This window comes from Enterobacter sp. RHBSTW-00901 (assembly GCF_014103115.1).
In the GTDB taxonomy this organism is placed as follows: domain Bacteria; phylum Pseudomonadota; class Gammaproteobacteria; order Enterobacterales; family Enterobacteriaceae; genus Enterobacter; species Enterobacter cloacae_P.
Genome location: NZ_JABXPB010000001.1, coordinates 1,458,782 through 1,476,694 on the forward strand (window position 1 = coordinate 1,458,782; position 17,913 = coordinate 1,476,694).

At 53.2% G+C, this 17,913-nt stretch carries 15 protein-coding genes, 1 tRNA gene and 4 pseudogenes; 10 read left to right on the top strand and 10 right to left on the bottom strand.

Translation table 11 applies throughout. The features are described from left to right. Window positions 1-57: 57 nt before the first annotated feature. Window positions 58-990 carry a 50S ribosomal protein L3 N(5)-glutamine methyltransferase gene (gene prmB, locus HV318_RS07020; protein ID WP_182272174.1) on the bottom strand — a complete coding sequence of 311 codons (933 nt, stop codon included), beginning with the start codon at window positions 988-990 and terminating at the stop codon, window positions 58-60. Between the two features lie 145 nt (window positions 991-1,135). Here prmB and smrB point away from each other — a divergent pair, with 145 nt between their 5' ends. Further along, complete coding sequence (gene smrB, locus HV318_RS07025) at window positions 1,136-1,687, top strand: endonuclease SmrB (RefSeq protein ID WP_182272175.1); 552 nt, start codon at window positions 1,136-1,138, stop codon at window positions 1,685-1,687. A gap of 48 nt (window positions 1,688-1,735) precedes the next feature. Here smrB and sixA read toward each other — a convergent pair whose 3' ends face one another. The 4 genes from sixA to HV318_RS07045 form a co-directional block, all read right to left on the bottom strand. Beyond that, entirely contained in the window at window positions 1,736-2,221 is a 486-nt protein-coding gene (gene sixA / locus HV318_RS07030; RefSeq protein ID WP_182272176.1) for a phosphohistidine phosphatase SixA, read from the bottom strand. A 209-nt stretch (window positions 2,222-2,430) separates the two neighbouring features. Beyond that, entirely contained in the window at window positions 2,431-4,578 is a 2,148-nt protein-coding gene (gene fadJ, locus HV318_RS07035; RefSeq protein ID WP_182272177.1) for a fatty acid oxidation complex subunit alpha FadJ, read from the bottom strand. Then, window positions 4,578-5,888 carry an acetyl-CoA C-acyltransferase FadI gene (gene fadI, locus HV318_RS07040; protein ID WP_182272178.1) on the bottom strand — a complete coding sequence of 437 codons (1,311 nt, stop codon included), beginning with the start codon at window positions 5,886-5,888 and terminating at the stop codon, window positions 4,578-4,580. The genes fadJ and fadI overlap by 1 nt, the downstream gene beginning before the upstream one ends. A 240-nt stretch (window positions 5,889-6,128) precedes the next feature. Next, complete coding sequence (locus HV318_RS07045; RefSeq protein ID WP_182272179.1) at window positions 6,129-6,413, bottom strand: YfcZ/YiiS family protein; 285 nt, start codon at window positions 6,411-6,413, stop codon at window positions 6,129-6,131. Window positions 6,414-6,785: 372 nt separating this feature from the next. Here HV318_RS07045 and HV318_RS07050 point away from each other — a divergent pair. The 4 genes and pseudogenes from HV318_RS07050 to HV318_RS07065 all read left to right on the top strand — a co-directional run. Beyond that, a pseudogene (locus HV318_RS07050) lies at window positions 6,786-7,103 on the top strand (OmpP1/FadL family transporter); the annotation flags it as partial. Window positions 7,104-7,186: 83 nt separating this feature from the next. Continuing rightward, a complete protein-coding gene (locus HV318_RS07055; RefSeq protein WP_001567660.1) occupies window positions 7,187-8,209 on the top strand; it encodes an IS110 family RNA-guided transposase in 1,023 nt (340 codons plus the stop codon). 261 nt (window positions 8,210-8,470) lie between these two features. Then, window positions 8,471-9,493: pseudogene (fadL, locus tag HV318_RS07060) on the top strand (long-chain fatty acid transporter FadL); the annotation flags it as partial. Between the two features lie 117 nt (window positions 9,494-9,610). Continuing rightward, window positions 9,611-10,081: pseudogene (locus HV318_RS07065) on the top strand (transposase domain-containing protein); the annotation flags it as partial. A gap of 77 nt (window positions 10,082-10,158) precedes the next feature. Here HV318_RS07065 and tnpC read toward each other — a convergent pair. The 3 genes from tnpC to tnpA are packed head-to-tail and all read right to left on the bottom strand — an operon-like array spanning window position 10,159 to window position 12,542. Then, a complete protein-coding gene (gene tnpC, locus HV318_RS07070; RefSeq protein WP_182271314.1) occupies window positions 10,159-11,751 on the bottom strand; it encodes an IS66 family transposase in 1,593 nt (530 codons plus the stop codon). 30 nt (window positions 11,752-11,781) lie between these two features. Beyond that, window positions 11,782-12,132, bottom strand: coding sequence for an IS66 family insertion sequence element accessory protein TnpB (gene tnpB, locus HV318_RS07075; protein WP_135699773.1), 351 nt, complete (start codon window positions 12,130-12,132; stop codon window positions 11,782-11,784). Next, complete coding sequence (tnpA, locus tag HV318_RS07080) at window positions 12,129-12,542, bottom strand: IS66-like element accessory protein TnpA (RefSeq protein WP_182271313.1); 414 nt, start codon at window positions 12,540-12,542, stop codon at window positions 12,129-12,131. The genes tnpB and tnpA overlap by 4 nt, the downstream gene beginning before the upstream one ends. Window positions 12,543-12,628: 86 nt before the next feature. On the opposite strand from tnpA, the pseudogene HV318_RS07085 reads away from it, so the two are divergent. Next, window positions 12,629-12,982 (top strand): annotated as a pseudogene (locus HV318_RS07085) (IS4 family transposase); the annotation flags it as partial. 35 nt (window positions 12,983-13,017) lie between these two features. Here the strand turns inward: HV318_RS07085 and mlaA are convergent. Next, complete coding sequence (gene mlaA / locus HV318_RS07090; protein WP_182272180.1) at window positions 13,018-13,770, bottom strand: phospholipid-binding lipoprotein MlaA; 753 nt, start codon at window positions 13,768-13,770, stop codon at window positions 13,018-13,020. A 478-nt stretch (window positions 13,771-14,248) separates the two neighbouring features. Between mlaA and HV318_RS07095 the strand changes: the two genes are divergently transcribed. The 4 genes from HV318_RS07095 (at window position 14,249) to ypdK (ending at window position 16,496) form a co-directional block, all read left to right on the top strand. Further along, window positions 14,249-14,323 (top strand) — tRNA-Arg (locus HV318_RS07095). Between the two features lie 79 nt (window positions 14,324-14,402). Next, a complete protein-coding gene (locus HV318_RS07100) occupies window positions 14,403-14,879 on the top strand; it encodes a WbuC family cupin fold metalloprotein (protein ID WP_182272181.1) in 477 nt (158 codons plus the stop codon). A 286-nt stretch (window positions 14,880-15,165) separates the two neighbouring features. After that, window positions 15,166-16,086, top strand: coding sequence for a kdo(2)-lipid IV(A) palmitoleoyltransferase (gene lpxP, locus HV318_RS07105; RefSeq protein WP_182274552.1), 921 nt, complete (start codon window positions 15,166-15,168; stop codon window positions 16,084-16,086). 338 nt (window positions 16,087-16,424) lie between these two features. Then, window positions 16,425-16,496: a membrane protein YpdK gene (ypdK, locus tag HV318_RS07110; RefSeq protein WP_099458937.1), complete on the top strand. Its 72-nt coding sequence runs from the start codon at window positions 16,425-16,427 to the stop codon at window positions 16,494-16,496. 55 nt (window positions 16,497-16,551) lie between these two features. Here the strand turns inward: ypdK and alaC are convergent, their stop codons facing one another. Then, a complete protein-coding gene (gene alaC / locus HV318_RS07115) occupies window positions 16,552-17,787 on the bottom strand; it encodes an alanine transaminase (protein ID WP_182272182.1) in 1,236 nt (411 codons plus the stop codon). Between the last annotated feature and the right edge of the window lie 126 nt (window positions 17,788-17,913).

Here is a 17,913-nt window from a genome sequence, read left to right on the forward strand (position 1 = left end):
GGCTCCGATGTCGTTATTTGTGTGTGAGCGTTGTGAAACGGGCCGAAGCCCGCTGGATTAATCTTTGTAAATGCTGAAGTGTTCGCGCGCATCGAGAAGCTGCGCCTTGGTCAGCATAAAGACGCCATCACCGCCGTTGTCGAACTCAAGCCAGGTGAACGGCACATCCGGATACTGCTCTATCAGATGTACCATGCTGTTGCCCACTTCACAAATCAGAACGCCGTCATCGGTCAGATAATCCGGCGCACAGGCCAGGATACGGCGCGTCAGTTTCAGGCCATCAGAGCCTGATGCCAGACCCAGTTCCGGCTCATGGCGATATTCATTTGGCAGATCCGACATGTCTTCCGCATCAACGTACGGTGGGTTGGTGACAATCAAATCGTACTGCAGCGTTGGCAGGTCACGGAACAGGTCAGAACGGATTGGCGTGACGTGATGGATCAGGCCATGTTCTTCGATGTTGTGCTCGGTTACGGCCAGCGCATCGGTGGAGATATCCACTGCGTCCACTTCCGCTTCCGGGAAGGCATACGCACAGGCAATAGCGATACAACCGCTACCGGTACACATATCCAGAATGTGCTGCGGCTGATGGTTAATCAGACCATCAAAGTGGTTGTTGATAAGCTCACCAATCGGCGAACGCGGCACCAGAACACGCTCATCCACGTAAAACTCGTGACCGCAGAACCAGGCTTTGTTGGTCAGATAGGCAACCGGAATGCGCTCGTTAACGCGGCGGATCACACGCTCAACAATGCGGTGTTTTTCGCTGGACGTCAGGCGCGCGGAGCGCATGTCTTCCGGAATATCCAGCGGCAGATAGAGGGACGGCAGCACCAGCTGAACGGCCTCATCCCACGGGTTATCGGTACCGTGTCCGTACCAGATATTGGCGGCGCTGAAGCGGCTAACCGACCAGCGCAACATGTCCTGTATGGTATGCAGCTCGTTTACTGCTTCATCGACAAAAATTTTATCCACTCTTTCCTCCAGGGCATGCTCGCATAATTTTCGGCGGCTAGTTTGCCATGAAGACGGCGATAAATCAGCAATGACGCGTACCGCTTGAGGTTAAAAAATGCGTTTAGTCAGGTACACTACGGGAATTCAGAGATGAGACAGACAAATGAAAAAGAAAACATCGCTCAGCGAGGAGGATCAGACGCTCTTCCGACAGCTTATGACCGGGACGCGTCAAATCAGGCAGGACACCATTGTCCACCGCCCGCAGCGCAAAAAAATCACCGAAGTACCGGTCAAGCGTCTTCTGCAGGAACAGGCCGATAACAGCCACTATTTTTCAGATGAATTTCAGCCGCTGCTTAATACGCAGGGAGCCGTGAAGTACGTCCGTGAAGACGTCAGCCACTTTGAGCTGAAAAAATTACGTCGGGGGGATTATTCGCCGGAGCTGTTTCTCGATCTGCACGGGTTAACACAGATGCAGGCGAAACAGGAGCTGGGGGCGCTGATTGCCGCCTGCCGCCGTGAGCATGTTTTTTGCACCTGCGTGATGCACGGGCACGGTAAACATATCCTGAAGCAACAGACGCCGCTATGGCTGGCTCAGCATCCACACGTAATGGCTTTTCATCAGGCACCAAAAGAGTACGGCGGTGATGCCGCATTGCTGGTGTTGATTGAGGTTGAAGAGTGGCAGCCGCCCGAGCTGCCCTGACAGGATGGCGGGAGGCACAGCCTGCACCCCGCCCTGTCGCACGTCACGTCAGATAGCTTTAGCCATCTTCAGATTGCACGGACTCATTTGCCAGTTGAAGACCCCTTTGCCCGTTTCATCAAGGGAAACATTGGCAATAGCGGACGTCGAGAACATCGGCGGCGTCTCACCCGGGCACAGCTCAGATACCAGATAGCCAACCAGTGGCAGATGGGAAATGACCAGCGCAGACGCGACACCTTCATTGCACAGCGCCTGAAGATAGGCACTCACAAGGCCAACATCGCCACACGGGGTAAGTTCAGGAAGAACATCGACACCGGCCGGCAGGTTCATACACTCCCCTACCACATCCAGCGTCTGTTCTGCGCGCAGGAATGGACTCACCAGCACACGTTCGATGTCCACTTTTTGCCCCTGAAGCCAGTTAGCCATCAGACGGGATTCGTCGCAGCCACAGACGGTCAAAGGACGTACTGAGTCACTGGCGGCATCGAGTGCCGCGTCGCCGTGACGCATGATAAAAACTTGCATATTGCACCGCTTTTGTTAACCAGAATCACCAGCGTTGACTACCTGCGATAACGTCGGAGAGGTAGAAAACCTGGTGGTCGGGCATTGTGCCTGATCCATTCGGTGAATGAAACGCTGTTTTTTACCTCAATGGCGTAAGTATAGTCAATATCTGTTTACAAATTCGCCAGAACAGGTTTACTCACTTCAGGATTTACCCTTCTTTGACCTCAACTTACGAGAGCAGTTTCCCTTGAAGACCAAAATGTCTGGCCCCGTTCCGCCATCTGCAATAATTCATCACACGGTGTAAACCGCGAGCCATACTGAGAGGCAAGACGTTGCAGGGTCGCAACCACGTCACCCGCACCGAGGGTATCCATATACCGGAACGGGCCGCCGAGGAACGGCGGGAAACCAATACCAAACACAGCACCGATGTCGCCATCGCGCGCGTTTTTGATAACCTGCTCGCCAAAACAGCGAGCGGCTTCGTTAAGCATCATCATCACACAGCGTTCAGCACACTGGGCTGACGATAATTTTCCCTGCCCGGTCGTCGGAATAAGCCCATAAACTGAAGGGTCGACCTGTTTCTTGCTTGTACGCCCTTTTGCACCGTAAAGATAGAAACCGCGTTCATTTTTTCTGCCTTTGCGATCATCCTTCAAAATTGCAGAAACAATGTTTGCAGGTGGGCTAAAACGATCGCCATAAGCTGCTTCCAGTACAGGTATAATTTTAGTGCCGGTATCTATTCCTACCTCATCCAAAAGTTGGATTGGGCCGACAGGGAAACCACACTTTACCAGCGCCTCATCCACATGTTCGATCTTCTCCCCTTCCGTCAGTAACCGCATGGCTTCATTGATATAGGGAGCCAGAATACGGTTAACGTAGAAGCCCGCTTTGTCTGCTACCACGATGGGGGTTTTGCCCTGTTTTTTCGCAAGCTTCACCACAGTGGCAACGGTTTGCGGGCTGGTCGTGGCATGGGGAATAACCTCTACCAGCGGCATTTTTTCAACCGGACTAAAGAAATGCAGACCAATGACCTGCTCCGGCCGTGCGGCTTTCGACGCAATATCGCCAATCGGTAATGACGACGTATTTGAGGCAAAAATGGTGTACGGCGCACAGTGTTGCTCGACGTCAGCCACCATCTGTTGCTTAAGTGCCAGGTCTTCAAATACCGCTTCAATGACCAGGTCTCGATGCGCAAAACCGCTGTAATCCGTCGTACCAGTGATGTACGCCAGGGTTTTATCACGCTCATTTGCCTTGATATGGCGGCGCTTGACCTTCTGATCAAGGTTCTGCCAGCTGTACTGTAGCGCGTGGTTGATCCCCTTCGCGTTAATGTCCTTAATACGGACGGATAATTTGCCTTTGCTTGCGGTGACAAACGCAATACCGCCGCCCATCAGCCCACCGCCCAGTACGCCAACCGAGCGCAGCGGAGCAGGTTCGGCCTCACTGCCCGGGTCTTTTTTGACGTCGGTACTGGCAAAGAAGATGCTGCGCAGCGCCTGCGACTGTGGCGTCATCGCCAGCTCGCCGAAGGCTTTTGCTTCTGCGGCATAGCCGCTGCTGCAGCCCTGCGACAACCCGGTTTCAATAACCTCCAGGATCCGCTTCGTCGCCGGATAATTACCTTTGGTTTTTTGTTCGGTTTTCTTGCCCACCATGCTAAACAACAGCGCACGCCCCAGCGGCCCGGCAAGGACGCGTTCACGCACCGGGAGATGGCGTTTTGCCTGACGTCCCCTCAGTGCCAGCTCAACGGCGGCATCCAGCAAAATAGAATGCGGTACCACTTCGTCAACCAGGCCAGCTTTCAGCGCCTGGCGGGCGCGTAACTGCTTACCGGTTAAAATCATCTCCAGCGCCGTACTGACGCCAATCAGGCGCGGCAGGCGCTGCGTTCCACCAGAGCCTGGCAACAGCCCTAACTGCACTTCTGGCAGCCCCAATACGGTTTTCGCATCGTCAGTACAAATACGGCTATGGCAGGCCAGCGCCAGCTCCAGACCACCGCCCAGGCACGCACCGTGGATCGCAGCGATCACCGGGATCGGCAGAGCATGGATTTCCGCCATGACCTGCTGCCCCTGGCGTGCCAGCGCTTCGGCTTCCTGAGCGCTTTGTGCGCGGGCGATCATGTTGATATCGGCCCCGGCAATAAAGTTGTCCGGCTTTGCCGAAATAAATACCAGACCGCGAATCATCTTGATTTCGCGGATCTGCTTTAACATCTCACGGACCTGAACGCCAAACTCGGCCTTCAGGGTATTCATTTTTTCATCAGGTACATCAATGGTGATAACAGCCACGTTATCGGGGCGAACGGTCAGATTAAATGCAGATACCATGTCCATTATTCCGCCTCCAGAACCATTGCTGCGCCCAGGCCACCTGCCGCGCAGGCGGTGACAAGACCAAAACCGCCACCACGACGGCGTAACTCATGCAATGTCTGAGTGATCATCCTTGCCCCTGTCGCCGCAAACGGATGACCGTAGGCAATGGAGCCCCCCAGCACATTGAATTTACTTTCATCCACTTCACCCGTGGCATGGGTGCGACCAAGAACATCACGGGCAAAACGCTCGCTCGCCAGAAGATGTACGTTTGCCAGAGTTTGCGCGGCAAAGGCTTCGTGCATATCAATCAGGGTTAAATCAGCAAGAGTCAGCCCCGCACGATCCAGCGCCAGCGGCGTGGACCAGGCTGGCCCTAACAGCATGTCCTGCCAGACATCAATGGCCGTGAACGCGTAGCTGCGCAGATAACCCAGCGGTTTGATACCCAGCTCTCTGGCGCGGGACTCCGTCATCAGGATCACTGCAGCTGCGCCATCCGTCAGCGGTGTACTGTTAGCCGCTGTGACGGTGCCATGTTTGCGATCAAATGCCGGACGCAGTTTTGCGTAATCGGCCAGCGTCGACGAACCGCGAATATTGTTATCTTCCACGAGGGGTTCGCGGTAAGGCGGAATATAGGCGGTCATCACTTCATCGGCCAGTTTGCCTTTCGCCCAGGCTTTTGTCGCAAGCTGATGCGAACGATACGCCAGCGCGTCCTGCTGTTCACGCGTAATACCGTAGGTTTTCGCCATCTGTTCGGCGGTGTCGCCCATGCGCAGGCCGGTGGAGTATTCAGCCACAGCGGGCGGGACAGGCATCAGATCGCGTAAGCGTAAACGCGAGAAGAGTTTGAGCTTCTGCCCGACAGTGCGGGCTTTGTTAACGTCAACCAGAACGCGCGCCAGTTTTTTACTCACGCCGATCGGCAGCACCGAGGAGGAGTCTGCCCCGCCGGCAATCCCGGCACGGATAGTCCCTGCCATCAGGCTTTCCGCCACGTTAGCGACGGCCTGGAAACTGGTCGCACAGGCGCGGCTGACGCTGTAGGCATCGGTATGTACATTCATCCCCGTGCCCAGGACAATTTCACGCGCAATATTTGGCGCTTCCGGCATTTGAACCACCTGGCCAAAAACCAGTTGTTCGATCACCTCAGGCGGTATTTCGCTGCGAGCCAGCATCTCCCCCACCACCATTTTCCCCAAATCGACAGCGGGTATGCCATGAAACGCCGTAGCCTGACGCACGAACGGTGTACGCAATCCACTGACAATGGCAATGCGATCGCCCTGACGGGTAATAAGCGGTAATGCCTGACTCATAACACTCCCCTGTAAAATTTTTTGCGCAAACACAAAGTGGTCTGACCTGATAATAGTCTTAACCATTTTTTTACATTCAGCCAATCAGGGAAACGAAAAAGTGCGAGCTAAAACACAGAGAAGAAAAAGAAAACGTCACGGAGGTAAAAGCAAAACGGCAACCCGAAGGTTACCGTTTTTTAGTGGTTGCACCCTCACCCCTGGGAAATGGTCGGGAGTGAGAGTATCAGGCCGCAGAGGTTAACGCAGACCCAGCTGGAAAATCAGCGTTTCGGCTTCGCAGGCGAATACAAAATCGATATCCAGCTTCACGCCACCTTCCACTTCCGTGAAAGTGGACTTGATTTCGCACGGCTCGGATTCCACATCGCGCGCGCGCTTGCTCAGTGCGGTCAGGGTTTCTTCCGCTTCAGCACGGTTAGCGAACACGCGGCTGTAGGAGGCGGTGCAATCGGAGTTGTCCATGATGGTACCAACATCCATACAGCAGCAAACCGGGGTTTCATCAGCACTGCATTTACTCATAGCTCAATTTCCTCTGTATTCGCGCCAGGCGCGAGATAAACACGATACTGATATTTTACGCCCCGATGCTGACGCTCTCCAGCCGTTAATGGCGTAAAAGTGGATAAGTGACCAATATCACACTAAAAAATGATCTAAAACAAAAATCACCCTTTTGAGTGAGTCGCGATGGTCACATTTTTGCCAACCAGATCTCGTTTCAGGAAACATGTTTGAAAATATTAATAAACAAACTTGCAACATTCTAGCTGGTCAGACCTATACTCACGCCACTGGTCTGATTTGTCTGTTATACCTCAGACCCTACACTTCGCGCTCCTGTTACGGTATGTAACAATTATTGAATAAAAATAACTCGATGAGGTTATGGTCATGAGCCAGAAAACCCTGTTCAACAAGACTGCGCTGGCAGTCGCAGTGGCAATCGTCTCTACTTCCGCCTGGTCAGCGGGATTTCAGTTAAACGAATTTTCTTCCTCTGGCCTGGGCCGTGCGTATTCCGGGGAAGGCGCTATCGCTGATGATGCAGGTAACGCAAGTCGTAACCCAGCACTGATTATGATGTTTGACCGCCCGACGTTCTCTGCCGGTGCGGTCTATATTGACCCGGATGTCAATATCTCCGGTAAATCACCGTCCGGTAAGAGCCTGAATGCGGACAATATCGCCCCAAACGCCTGGGTTCCTAACGAATGGAAGGGACTTCCCCTGATTATGCGCCTGATTAACTCTTGTGCAATCATGGGGTAAACACAACCCCGGAGGGATTCGTTATGACCATTACTACTGTCGGTATCGATCTTGCTAAAAATGTGTTCGCTGTTCATTGCGTTGACCAGAATGGCAAAACCGTTCTGGTTAAATCCAGAGTAACCCGCGCAGCTCTTCCCGGGCTGATTGCTGGTTTGCCGCCCTGTGTTATCGGGATGGAGGCGTGCTCCGGGGCTCATTACTGGGCAAGACTGTTTCGGCAGTATGGTCATGAGCCGCGTCTGATGGCCGCTAAATTTGTATCGCCTTACCGCATGGCTGGTAAATCAGGGAAAAATGATGCAGCTGATGCTCAGGCTATCTGCGAGGCGGTTCGTCGCCCACATATGCGGTTTGTGCCGGTTAAGGATGAGAGCCAGCAGGCAATGCAGTGTCTGCATCGTACCCGACAGGGTTTTATCGAAGAGAAAACAGCAACATATAATCGTCTCCGGGGGTTGATATCTGAATTCGGCGTTATCGCCCCACAAAGTACAGATGCCCTGCGCCACATAGTTTTTGAGCAGAAGAATTCTTTACCACTTCAGGTTCAGCAATGTGTTGATGATTTGCTGGAGCACGTTGCTCGCATTGAAGATAACATCGCTGAATATGACCGAATTTTGTCCCGCATGGCCAAAACAGATCATCGCAGTCAGCGGCTGATGGAATTGAAGGGCGTTGGCCCCACAACGGCCTGTGCGCTGGTCGCCAGTATCGGTAATGCACATGATTTTAAGAATGGGCGCCAGCTGGCAGCCTGGCTGGGACTGACACCATCGCAGTACAGCAGCGGCGGAAAGTCGAAGCTTGGCAGGATAACGAAAGCTGGCGATTCGTATCTGAGAACACTTCTGGTTCAGGGTGCCCGCTCGGTACTGATCGGGGCGGAGAAAAGGACTGATTTATTCAGTCGTTGGGTCTGCTCACTGGTCGAACGCAGAGGATACTGGCGCGCTGTTGTTGCCATCGCTGCCAAAAATGCAAGACTGTGCTGGGCATCATTGCATTACGGTGATGATTTCAGGTTGTACTCAGCCAGCTAAAGTACAAAGCTGTATGACCATCTGTTCTGCAACTCGTTGATGATAAAGGGTTAGACCCCGTGAGGTATATCTGCTTATTGTACAGGGCAAGTGTACCCGACTAACGAACTAGAGCCTCACGAGCGTCTTTCATCAGGGTCCGAATCGATGACGATTCATCATGACCGTTTATAGTACCGCAGTCTCTCCCCTTTATTTTTTTACTATAGTGCAGACAGAAACCGTAAACACCGGCGTTGACATGCCGGGGAAGCCCTTATAGTACATTTTGTTGCACCTATTAACGATCAGTTTGGTTGGGGAGCATCTGTTACTTCTAACTTTGGTCTGGCGACCGAGTATGGCGATAACTATGCTGCGGGCACGATGGGCGGTAAAACTGACCTGAAAACCGTCAACCTGAACCTGAGTGGCGCTTATCGTCTGACCGAAAACTGGAGTTTTGGTCTTGGTTTTGATGCCGTCTACGCCGATGCAAAAATCGAGCGCAATGCGGGTGATGCCGGTATGCTGGCTGCCGGTCAGATTCTGGCTCAGGTACCAAACCTGCCTGCAGCAGCACGTCCAGCCGCTATCGCAAAAGCGAAACAGCTGGCCGCCATCCCGGCCGATACCCAGATTGCACGCCTGAAAGGCAGCGAGTGGGGCTATGGCTGGAACGCCGGTATTCTGTATGAGCTGGATAAAAACAACCGTTGGGGTTTAACCTACCGTTCTGAAGTTAAAATCGACTTCGACGGCGATTACAACAGTAATATGAACACCGCTATCCCGGGCTTCCCGTACCCAACCGGTGGCAGGACCGTTCCGGGCTCTCTGACGCTCAACCTGCCAGAGATGTGGGAAGTTTCCGGTTACAACCGCGTTGCACCGCAATGGGCAATTCACTACAGCATGGCTTATACCAGCTGGAGTCAGTTCCAGGAGCTGAAAGCAACTGGCTCAAATGGTCAGACACTGTTCTATAAAGATGAGAGCTTTAAAGACTCTTACCGTATCGCGCTGGGTACAACCTACTACTACGATACTAACTGGACCTTCCGTACCGGTATCGCCTTTGATGATAGCCCGGTTCCGGCTCAGACCCGTTCCATCTCTATCCCGGATCAGGACCGTTTCTGGCTGAGCGCGGGTGCCACTTATGCGTTCAATAAAGATGCTTCTGTTGACGTCGGTGCCTCCTACATGCACGGTCAGAGCGTGAACATCAAAGAAGGCCCGTACGAGTTCCGTTCTGAAGGTAAAGCCTGGCTGTTCGGTACTAACTTCAACTACGCGTTCTAATCGCGCAGGGATCAAAAAAGGTGAGCATTGCTCTAATGCCGATCAGTTAAGGATCGGTTGACCGATCCAGTGGCTGTGTAAGAATCCGGAAATGCTCACCCGTTTCCGGATTTTTTTATGCACATTGGACAGGCTCTTGATCTGGTATCCCGTTACGATCCTCTGCGTAACCCGCTGACTTCTCTGGGTGATTATCTGGACCCGGAGCTCATTTCCCGCTGCCTGGCCGAAGCCGGTACCGTCACCCTGCTCAAGCGTCGCCTGCCGCTGGAAATGATGGTCTGGTGTATTGTTGGCATGGCCCTTGAACGTAAAGAACCCCTCCATCAGATCGTGAACCGGCTGGACATCATGCTGCCGGGCAGTCGTCCCTTCGTCGCGCCCAGTGCCGTGATCCAGGCCCGTCAGCGGCTGGGAAGCGAGGCCGTCCGCCGCGTGTTCGCGCAGACAGCACAGCTCTGGCATAACGCCACCCCACATCCGCACTGGTGCGGCCTGACCCTGCTGGCTATTGATGGTGTGTTCTGGCGCACACCGGACACGCCAGAAAACGATATCGCCTTCCCCCGTCGGAGAAATGGCAGACCTGTACAGTCATCGCTGGGAGATCGAACTGGGATACAGGGAAATAAAACGTAAGCGTTAAGTGAGCGCCGTATTGACGATTATTTATTGGTGAGATCTACGTTCCATGGCAGCAGTTCCGCCACTTTGTTGCTGGGCCACTCCGGCAGTACGCTCAGGATATGACGAAGGTAGGCTTCCGGATCGATACCATTGAGCCTGCATGTTCCGATGAGACCATACAGCAGGGCTCCGCGCTCGCCGCCATGATCGCTGCCGAAGAAGATATAGTTTTTCTTTCCCAGACATACTGCACGTAATGCCCGCTCAGCGGCGTTGTTATCAGCTTCTGCCAGGCCATCATCACAGTAGTAGCACAGCGCATCCCACTGGTTCAGGGCATATGCGAACGCCTCACCCAGCCGGGATTTTTTCGACAGCGTTGCGCTTTTTTCCACCAACCAGTCATGCAGGGATGCCAGCAGTGGCTTGCTTTGGGATTGCCTGGCTGCCAGTCGCTTTGCTGTCGGGAGGCCGCGTATTTCCTCTTCCACCGCGTACAGCTCGCCGATACGTTTCAGGGCTTCTTCTGCTGTGGCCGTCTGAGTACTTATATAGACGTCGTGGATTTTGCGGCGCGCGTGGGCCCAACATGCGGCTTCTGTTAACGGACCACCATCACGCTCTGCGCTGAACAACCGATCGTAGCCTGCGAAGGCATCCGCCTGCAGCACACCATGATAATGGCGAAGATGTTGCTGAGGATGTTTCCCCTGTCGGTCCGGGGAGAAGGCGAACCACGCCGCTGGCGGGTCTGACGATCCAGCGTTCCGATCATCACGCACATACGTCCAGATGCGCCCGGTTTTCGTCTTCTTTCTGCCCGGTGCCAGCACCGGCACCGGGGTGTCATCCGTATGCAGTTTGCGGCAGTCCATCACGTAGCGATAAAGGGCTTCATCCAGCGGTGCCATCAACCGGCAACACGTATCCACCCAGTTGGAGAGCAGAGCCCGGCTCAGATCCACGCCCTGGCGGGCAAAGATTTCGCACTGGCGATAGAGCGGCAGGTGTTCGCAGTATTTGGCCGTTAACACGCGGGCCAGCAGACCCGGCCCGGCGATACCCCGATCGATGGGGCGTGATGGTGCTGAGGCTTCAACGATACAGTCGCATCGGGTGCAGGCCTTTTTCACCCTGACCGTGCGGATCACTTTCAGGGCGCTGGATACCAGCTCCAGCTGTTCCGCGCTGACTTCACTGAGCCAGGCCATATCACTACCGCAACCCGGACAGCAGGTTTCTGCTGGCTCCAGACGATGGATCTCGCGAGGAAGATGTTCAGGGAGAGGTCGGCGGTGACGAGACTGGCGAAGCTGACGCGGAACCTGCGGATCGTCTTCCCGTCCGTTGTAGAGATCGCTTTGCTGTTCCTGCTGTTTCAGCAGGGCTTCTGCATCTTCAACCTGTCGGCGAAGTTTTTCGGAGCGGGTACCGAACAGCATCCGCCGCAGTTTTTCTATCTGTGCGCGCAGATGCTCTATTTCGCGTTCTTCGTTCTCGATTTTCTCTTCGGCGCGCGCCAGCGCCGAACGCAGGAACGACTCAGTCTCTGCAACGAGGCTGAGCTGACTGTCTTTCTGGCGAAGCGCGTCTTCCAGCGCGGCGATACGGGCGAGATAGTCCTGACTCATGACCCCATTTATAATGCGGTCATGCTCTTTTTACAACATTGTCAGTGAGTTAAGGCGGGCTGTTTTTGGCTGACGCCAGTCCAGCTTATCGAGGAGCATGGCGAGTTGTGAGCGGGTGATGGCGATTTTGCCATCGCGTACAGCAGGCCAGATGAACTGGCCTTCTTCCAGCCGTTTGGTAAACAGGCACAGGCCGTCAGCATCAGCCCAGAGGATCTTCACGGTATCGCCTTTGCGGCCACGGAAGATAAACAGGTGACCGGAGAAGGGGTTTTCCTCAAGGGCATGCTGTACTAACTCGCCCAGACCATTGAACGATTTTCGCATATCGGTGACCCCGGCAACCAGCCAGATACGGGTGCCTGACGGAAGGGATATCACTGGCTTCTCCCGGTCAGCTCACGAAGCAGCACGGCAAGCAACTCTGGTGACGGGTTCTCAAGCGTCATTTTGCTGTGACGGAACTCAACACAACAGGAGGTGGCATTCAACGTTGAGAGCTGATCCGGAGCTGTGTTCGTCTCACCTGTTGGCGCTGGGTTAGGTATCACTTCGACAGGCAGCATCATCGGTGATGGTGAAGCTTCGACCGTTGCCGGGAGGCGACGTGATATGCGGCCTTCATCCTGCCAGAGCCGAAGCCATTTGAAGATGACGTTATCATTGACGCCGTTTTCACGGGCAATCTGAGCAACGCAGGCACCGGGGCGGGAGGCCAGTTCGACCATACGAAGCTTGAAGTCATTGGGATAATTTTTACGGGGTTCTTTTCGCCAGGATTGGGATTCCATACTTAGATGTCCGTCTGTAACAGGTGGGCGTCTAAGTTACCAGCACTGGCTTAATGGCTACATACGGTGCTGGCTTTACGCTTACAATAAAACAGACGATGCAGCTGAGCAGGCTGACGCTGAGAAGTAAACAGGAACTGTGGGGCGTGTTACTGGCGTATAATCTGGTGAGATATCAGATAATTAAGATGGCGGGACATCTGAAAGGATACTGGCCGAATCAGCTGAGCTTCTCAGAATCATGCGGAATGGTCATGAGAATGCTGATGACCCTGCAGGGCGCGTCACCAGGTCGTATCCCTGAGCTAATGCGTGATCTGGAAAGTATGGGGCAGATGGTCAGGTTGCCGACAAGAAGGGAAAGGGCCTTCCCGAGGGTAGTAAATGAGAGGCCCTGGAGATACCCCACAGCCCCGAAAAAGGGCCAGTCAGTTGCTTAACTGACTGGCATTAGAGCATTGCTCACCTTTTTTATTTACTGCGAATCAATATCTTTTAGTTCGTTTTCGATAGCCTTCGCGTTTGGATTCTCTTCCGGCTTCAGCTTGCCGCCATTGGCAATAAAGTCATGGTTCTGGAAGTAGGCTTCACGCACCATGATGTATGGATCAGAAGACTGACGCAGCAGACCATCAGAGTCGAGCAGCTGCGCACGTGTTTCAATCCCTTCCACCGTCCATTTACCAATCGACAGCGGCCAGGTCAGCCACGACAGCACCGGATACAGCGTATCCACCATATCGCCGCCATCATCACGGAGCGTAAAGCTACCGTAGAACGGTAACTGCATGTACGGGCCGTAACCAACGCCATAATTGCCCAGAGTACTGCCGAAGCGGTGAGGCTGCTCGCGCTGTAGCTTCTGGTTAGCCATACCGGCAACATCAATAAAGCCACCCATCCCTAACAGGCTGTTCAGGAAGAAGCGGGTAAAATGCACCATCCCCTGGTACGGGTCGCCTTGCAGGAAGTAGTTCACCATCACCGCAGGCTCTTCCAGGTTACTGGTGAAATTGCTCAACCCGTTACGTGCAGGCTGGGGAACGTAGTCACGCCATGCAACCGCTACCGGACGGATAACATATGGATCCAGCACGTTATAGTTGAAGCTGTACATGGTACGGTTAAATCCTTCGAGAGGATCGGAGCGTCCCGTTTGTTCTCCAGTGCTGGCACAACCCACAAGCACCGTTGCGCTCAGCGCAAGCGCCGACAGCCGAAGTTTCATAAATATCTCCCTGTTCAGTATGGCTATCGTTGATTGCCATCCGTAACGGAGCATCTGGCGCTCCGTCTGTACACGTGCAAGCGATTGTAACAGCACGTTTACCGATGTCCACGAACACAATTACGGGCAGTAATCACCGTCACTCTGATCTCAGCATAGCCTGGCTTTAAGGTTTCGTTTCGCCGGGAATTTTATAATAACTTTGAAAGAGATGTATCGCCTTTGTTGCCATCGCCGGTAATTTAAGAGCATCCCCACGGCTGCCAGGCAAAGCTGACTGCGCTTCACCACCAGCGTCTCCCTAATCCTGGGCTGCGATGACGGAAATCCACGCGCAAAAAAAGTGAAGAGAGAAACCAGAAATGAGGAAAATAATGATAAATCAGCAAAAAAATCGGCCTGAATGGTGACTCTTTAAGCAGTCAGGTGGTTGTGCGCTTAACGCAAAGTGCAAATAACGCTATACTCGTGCCGCTTCGTCCCCTTAGTTAAATGGATATAACGAGCCCCTCCTAAGGGCTAGTTGCAGGTTCGATTCCTGCAGGGGACACCATGACTATTCTTCCCCCTTCCCGTACACTCTTTCGTTCAACCCGAACACACTGACTCTGTATCCATCTCAGGCGGCTTAAATGAAACAAATCACCTTTAGCGATTTGAAGCAACAAAGTGAAGCAGCGGTAAACTCTCCGCGCTTACGTGCTCATCGTAATTTTCACCCGGAACTGAGCGACGCCGTTCAGCGTCTGGCCATTGCGATGGAGCCAGGTACCTATATCCGTCCCCATCGTCACCCGCATACCTTTGAACTGTTGCTTCCCCTCAGCGGGCGCTTTGTGGTACTGAATTTTGACGACAACGGTATCGTCACCCGCCGCACCGTACTGGGTGAAGAGTGTATGGCGCTGGAGATGGATGCAGGAACCTGGCACGCCGTGCTGTCACTGGATCACGGTGGCGTTATCTTTGAAGTCAAACACGGTGGTTATCAACCCGTTGCTGAACAGGATTTCGCGGCCTGGGCTCCCGCCGAAGGTGAAGCCGGAACAGCCGAACTGATGGCGTGGTACAAGCAGGTACAACCCGGAGACGCGGCCTTTAACGCGTAATTCATCACCCTCATGAATACATGGATAGGTACCATCGGGTATCTGTCCATGATTAAAAAACAAACAAATCAATCACCTTTCACACTGCCGCTTTTTTAATCAAAAAAGAGTAATAGCACATATCGTATAACGGTGCTACATTACGCCGCCCACCCAACGTCAGCAGTGGCCAGGTAACGCCGTAAAGTTCGGTAAAGCCTGCAACCATCACCTTGAACAACGGTCTTATCGGCACGTCGTATCGCGAATTCTGCGCTACCTTTACAGGCTTTACATAGGTTCCACTATCTTGTCTCAATCCAAATTTGAACGTGCGTTTTTACACCCGCGTTACTGGTTTACATGGTTTGGTCTTGGCGTTCTTTGGTTGTTGGTGCAACTGCCCTACCCTGTGCTGCGTCTGTTGGGTTCAAAACTGGGCAGCGCATCTCGCTATTTCCTCAAACGTCGTGAATCTATTGCGCGCAAAAACATTGAACTTTGCTTCCCGCAGTACAATGCCGAAGAGCGTGAAAAACTCATTTCTGAAAACTTCAAATCAATCGGGATGGCGCTGCTTGAAACCGGGATGGCCTGGTTCTGGCCCGATGAGCGTGTCCGCAAATGGTTTGATGTGGAAGGCCTGGATAACCTGAAACGCGCGCAGATGCAAAACCGTGGCGTGATGGTTGTTGGCGTTCACTTTATGTCACTGGAGCTGGGTGGCCGCGTGATGGGGCTGTGTCAGCCGATGATGGCAACCTATCGCCCGCACAACAACCCGCTGATGGAGTGGGTGCAAACGCGCGGTCGCATGCGTTCCAACAAGGCAATGATCAGCCGCAATAACCTGCGCGGTATGGTCGGAGCCCTGAAGAAAGGCGAAGCCGTCTGGTTTGCCCCGGACCAGGATTATGGACGTAAAGGCAGCAGCTTTGCCCCCTTCTTTGCGGTTAAAGATGTCGCCACGACCAACGGTACCTTTGTGATTTCGCGTCTGTCGGGTTCCGCCATGTTGACCGTGACAATGGTGAGAAAAGCGGATAAGTCAGGTTATCGTCTGCACATTTCGCCTGAAATGGCTAACTACCCGGAAAAGGAATGTGAGGCCGCAGCGTTTATCAACAAAGTGATTGAAAAAGAGATTATGCGCGCGCCTGAGCAGTATCTGTGGATGCACCGCCGCTTTAAAACGCGTCCGCTTGGCGAATCCTCACTCTATATTTAAGCCCGTTCAGAAGGTTAGTTTCGCCAGGAAACTAACCTTTTCAATCACCTGTAATTACCCTGAGTAACTGTTTTTTCTTTACGTCGCTCAACACCTATTTATTGCGTGCTGAAATCAAACTGTCGCCGTTCCACGACACTCGTAAGTAACGGAAATTATTTAAAAAATCCCCTCTTGTCACCCCTCATATTTAGGCGTACATTAGCGCCGTCTGGCAGCGGGAAGCGCAGAATTCTGAGCTGGAGTTAGCGGCATTGTAAGCGCCCAATTCCAGCTCTCTATCATCAGGTGGACTCTGTTTTTCAATGCGTACCATAAGATACGCGGAGCGATGAAACGTGAAATATTTCTTTATGGGCATTTCGGTGATTGTTTTAGTGTGGGCCGGAACCTTTGCCCTGATGATCTAGCAAAGCAAACGCAGTTAAAAGAACAGGAGCCGTTGGCTCCTGTTTTTTTATGTCGTTACAACTCGGGATGTTCAGCGACGCTCTTTGATGAGAGAAGCCCGTCGGCCCGGAACATACTCTTGATGCCCCTCACCGCCTGACGAATACGATCGCTGTTTTCAATCAGTGCAAATCGCACATGGGTGTCGCCATAATCACCAAAGCCAATACCCGGAGAGACGCACACCTTCGCATCCTGTAGCAGCTTCTTGGCAAACTCCAGCGACCCCATTGCTGCATACGGCTCAGGGATTTTTGCCCAGACGTACATGGACGCTTTCGGCATTTCCACCATCCAGCCAGCTTCATGCAAACCTTTTACCAGCACATCTCGACGACGTTTATACTGGGCGGCAATCTCATGGACACACTGCTGATCGCCCTCCAGGGCGGCAATGGCAGCCACCTGAAGCGGTGTAAAGGTGCCATAGTCGTGGTAACTCTTAATCCGTGCCAGTGCATTGACCAGCGTCTTGTTACCCACCATAAAGCCAATGCGCCAGCCCGCCATATTGTAACTTTTCGACAGGGTGAAGAACTCCACCGCCACATCACGTGCGCCCGGAACCTGCATAATCGAAGGCGCTTTCCAGCCGTCATATACAATATCGGCATAGGCTAAATCATGAACCACCAGCACGTCATAACGTTTAGCCAGCGCGACGACCTTCTCGAAGAAATCCAGCTCGACGCACTGTGCCGTTGGGTTCGACGGAAAACCGAGGATCATCATCTTTGGTTTCGGATAACTTTCACGGATAGCACGTTCCAGCTCGTTAAAGAAATCGACCCCTTCGACCAGCGGCACAGAACGAACCTGCGCCCCGGCAATCACCGCACCGTAGATGTGGATTGGATAGCTTGGGTTCGGCACCAGAACGGTATCGCCATGATCCAGCGTCGCCAGCATCAGGTGTGCCAGCCCCTCTTTCGAACCGATGGTAACAATGGCTTCGCTTTCAGGATCAATATCCACCTGATAGCGATCCTGGTACCAGCGGGAGATAGCACGACGTAATCGGGGAATGCCGCGAGACGTTGAGTAGCCATGCGTATCGGGACGCTGGGCAACCGTACATAATTTCTCAACAATATGTGGTGGCGTAGGGCCGTCGGGGTTACCCATGCTGAAATCAATAATGTCTTCGCCGCGCCGACGCGCAGCCATTTTCAGTTCAGCAGTGATATTGAAAACATAAGGGGGGAGACGATCGATACGCGTGAAACGGCGTTCAGGACTGAATTCAGCCATAGATTCCTCAGATTAACGTTAGCGCCCGGACCGTCCGAGCGACGCTGCCACCGATGTGGCATGCTTAGAAAATAACCTGAAAAAAAACGTGCTGTCGAGAGGGAAATTAAAAAAAAGAGATCGCGT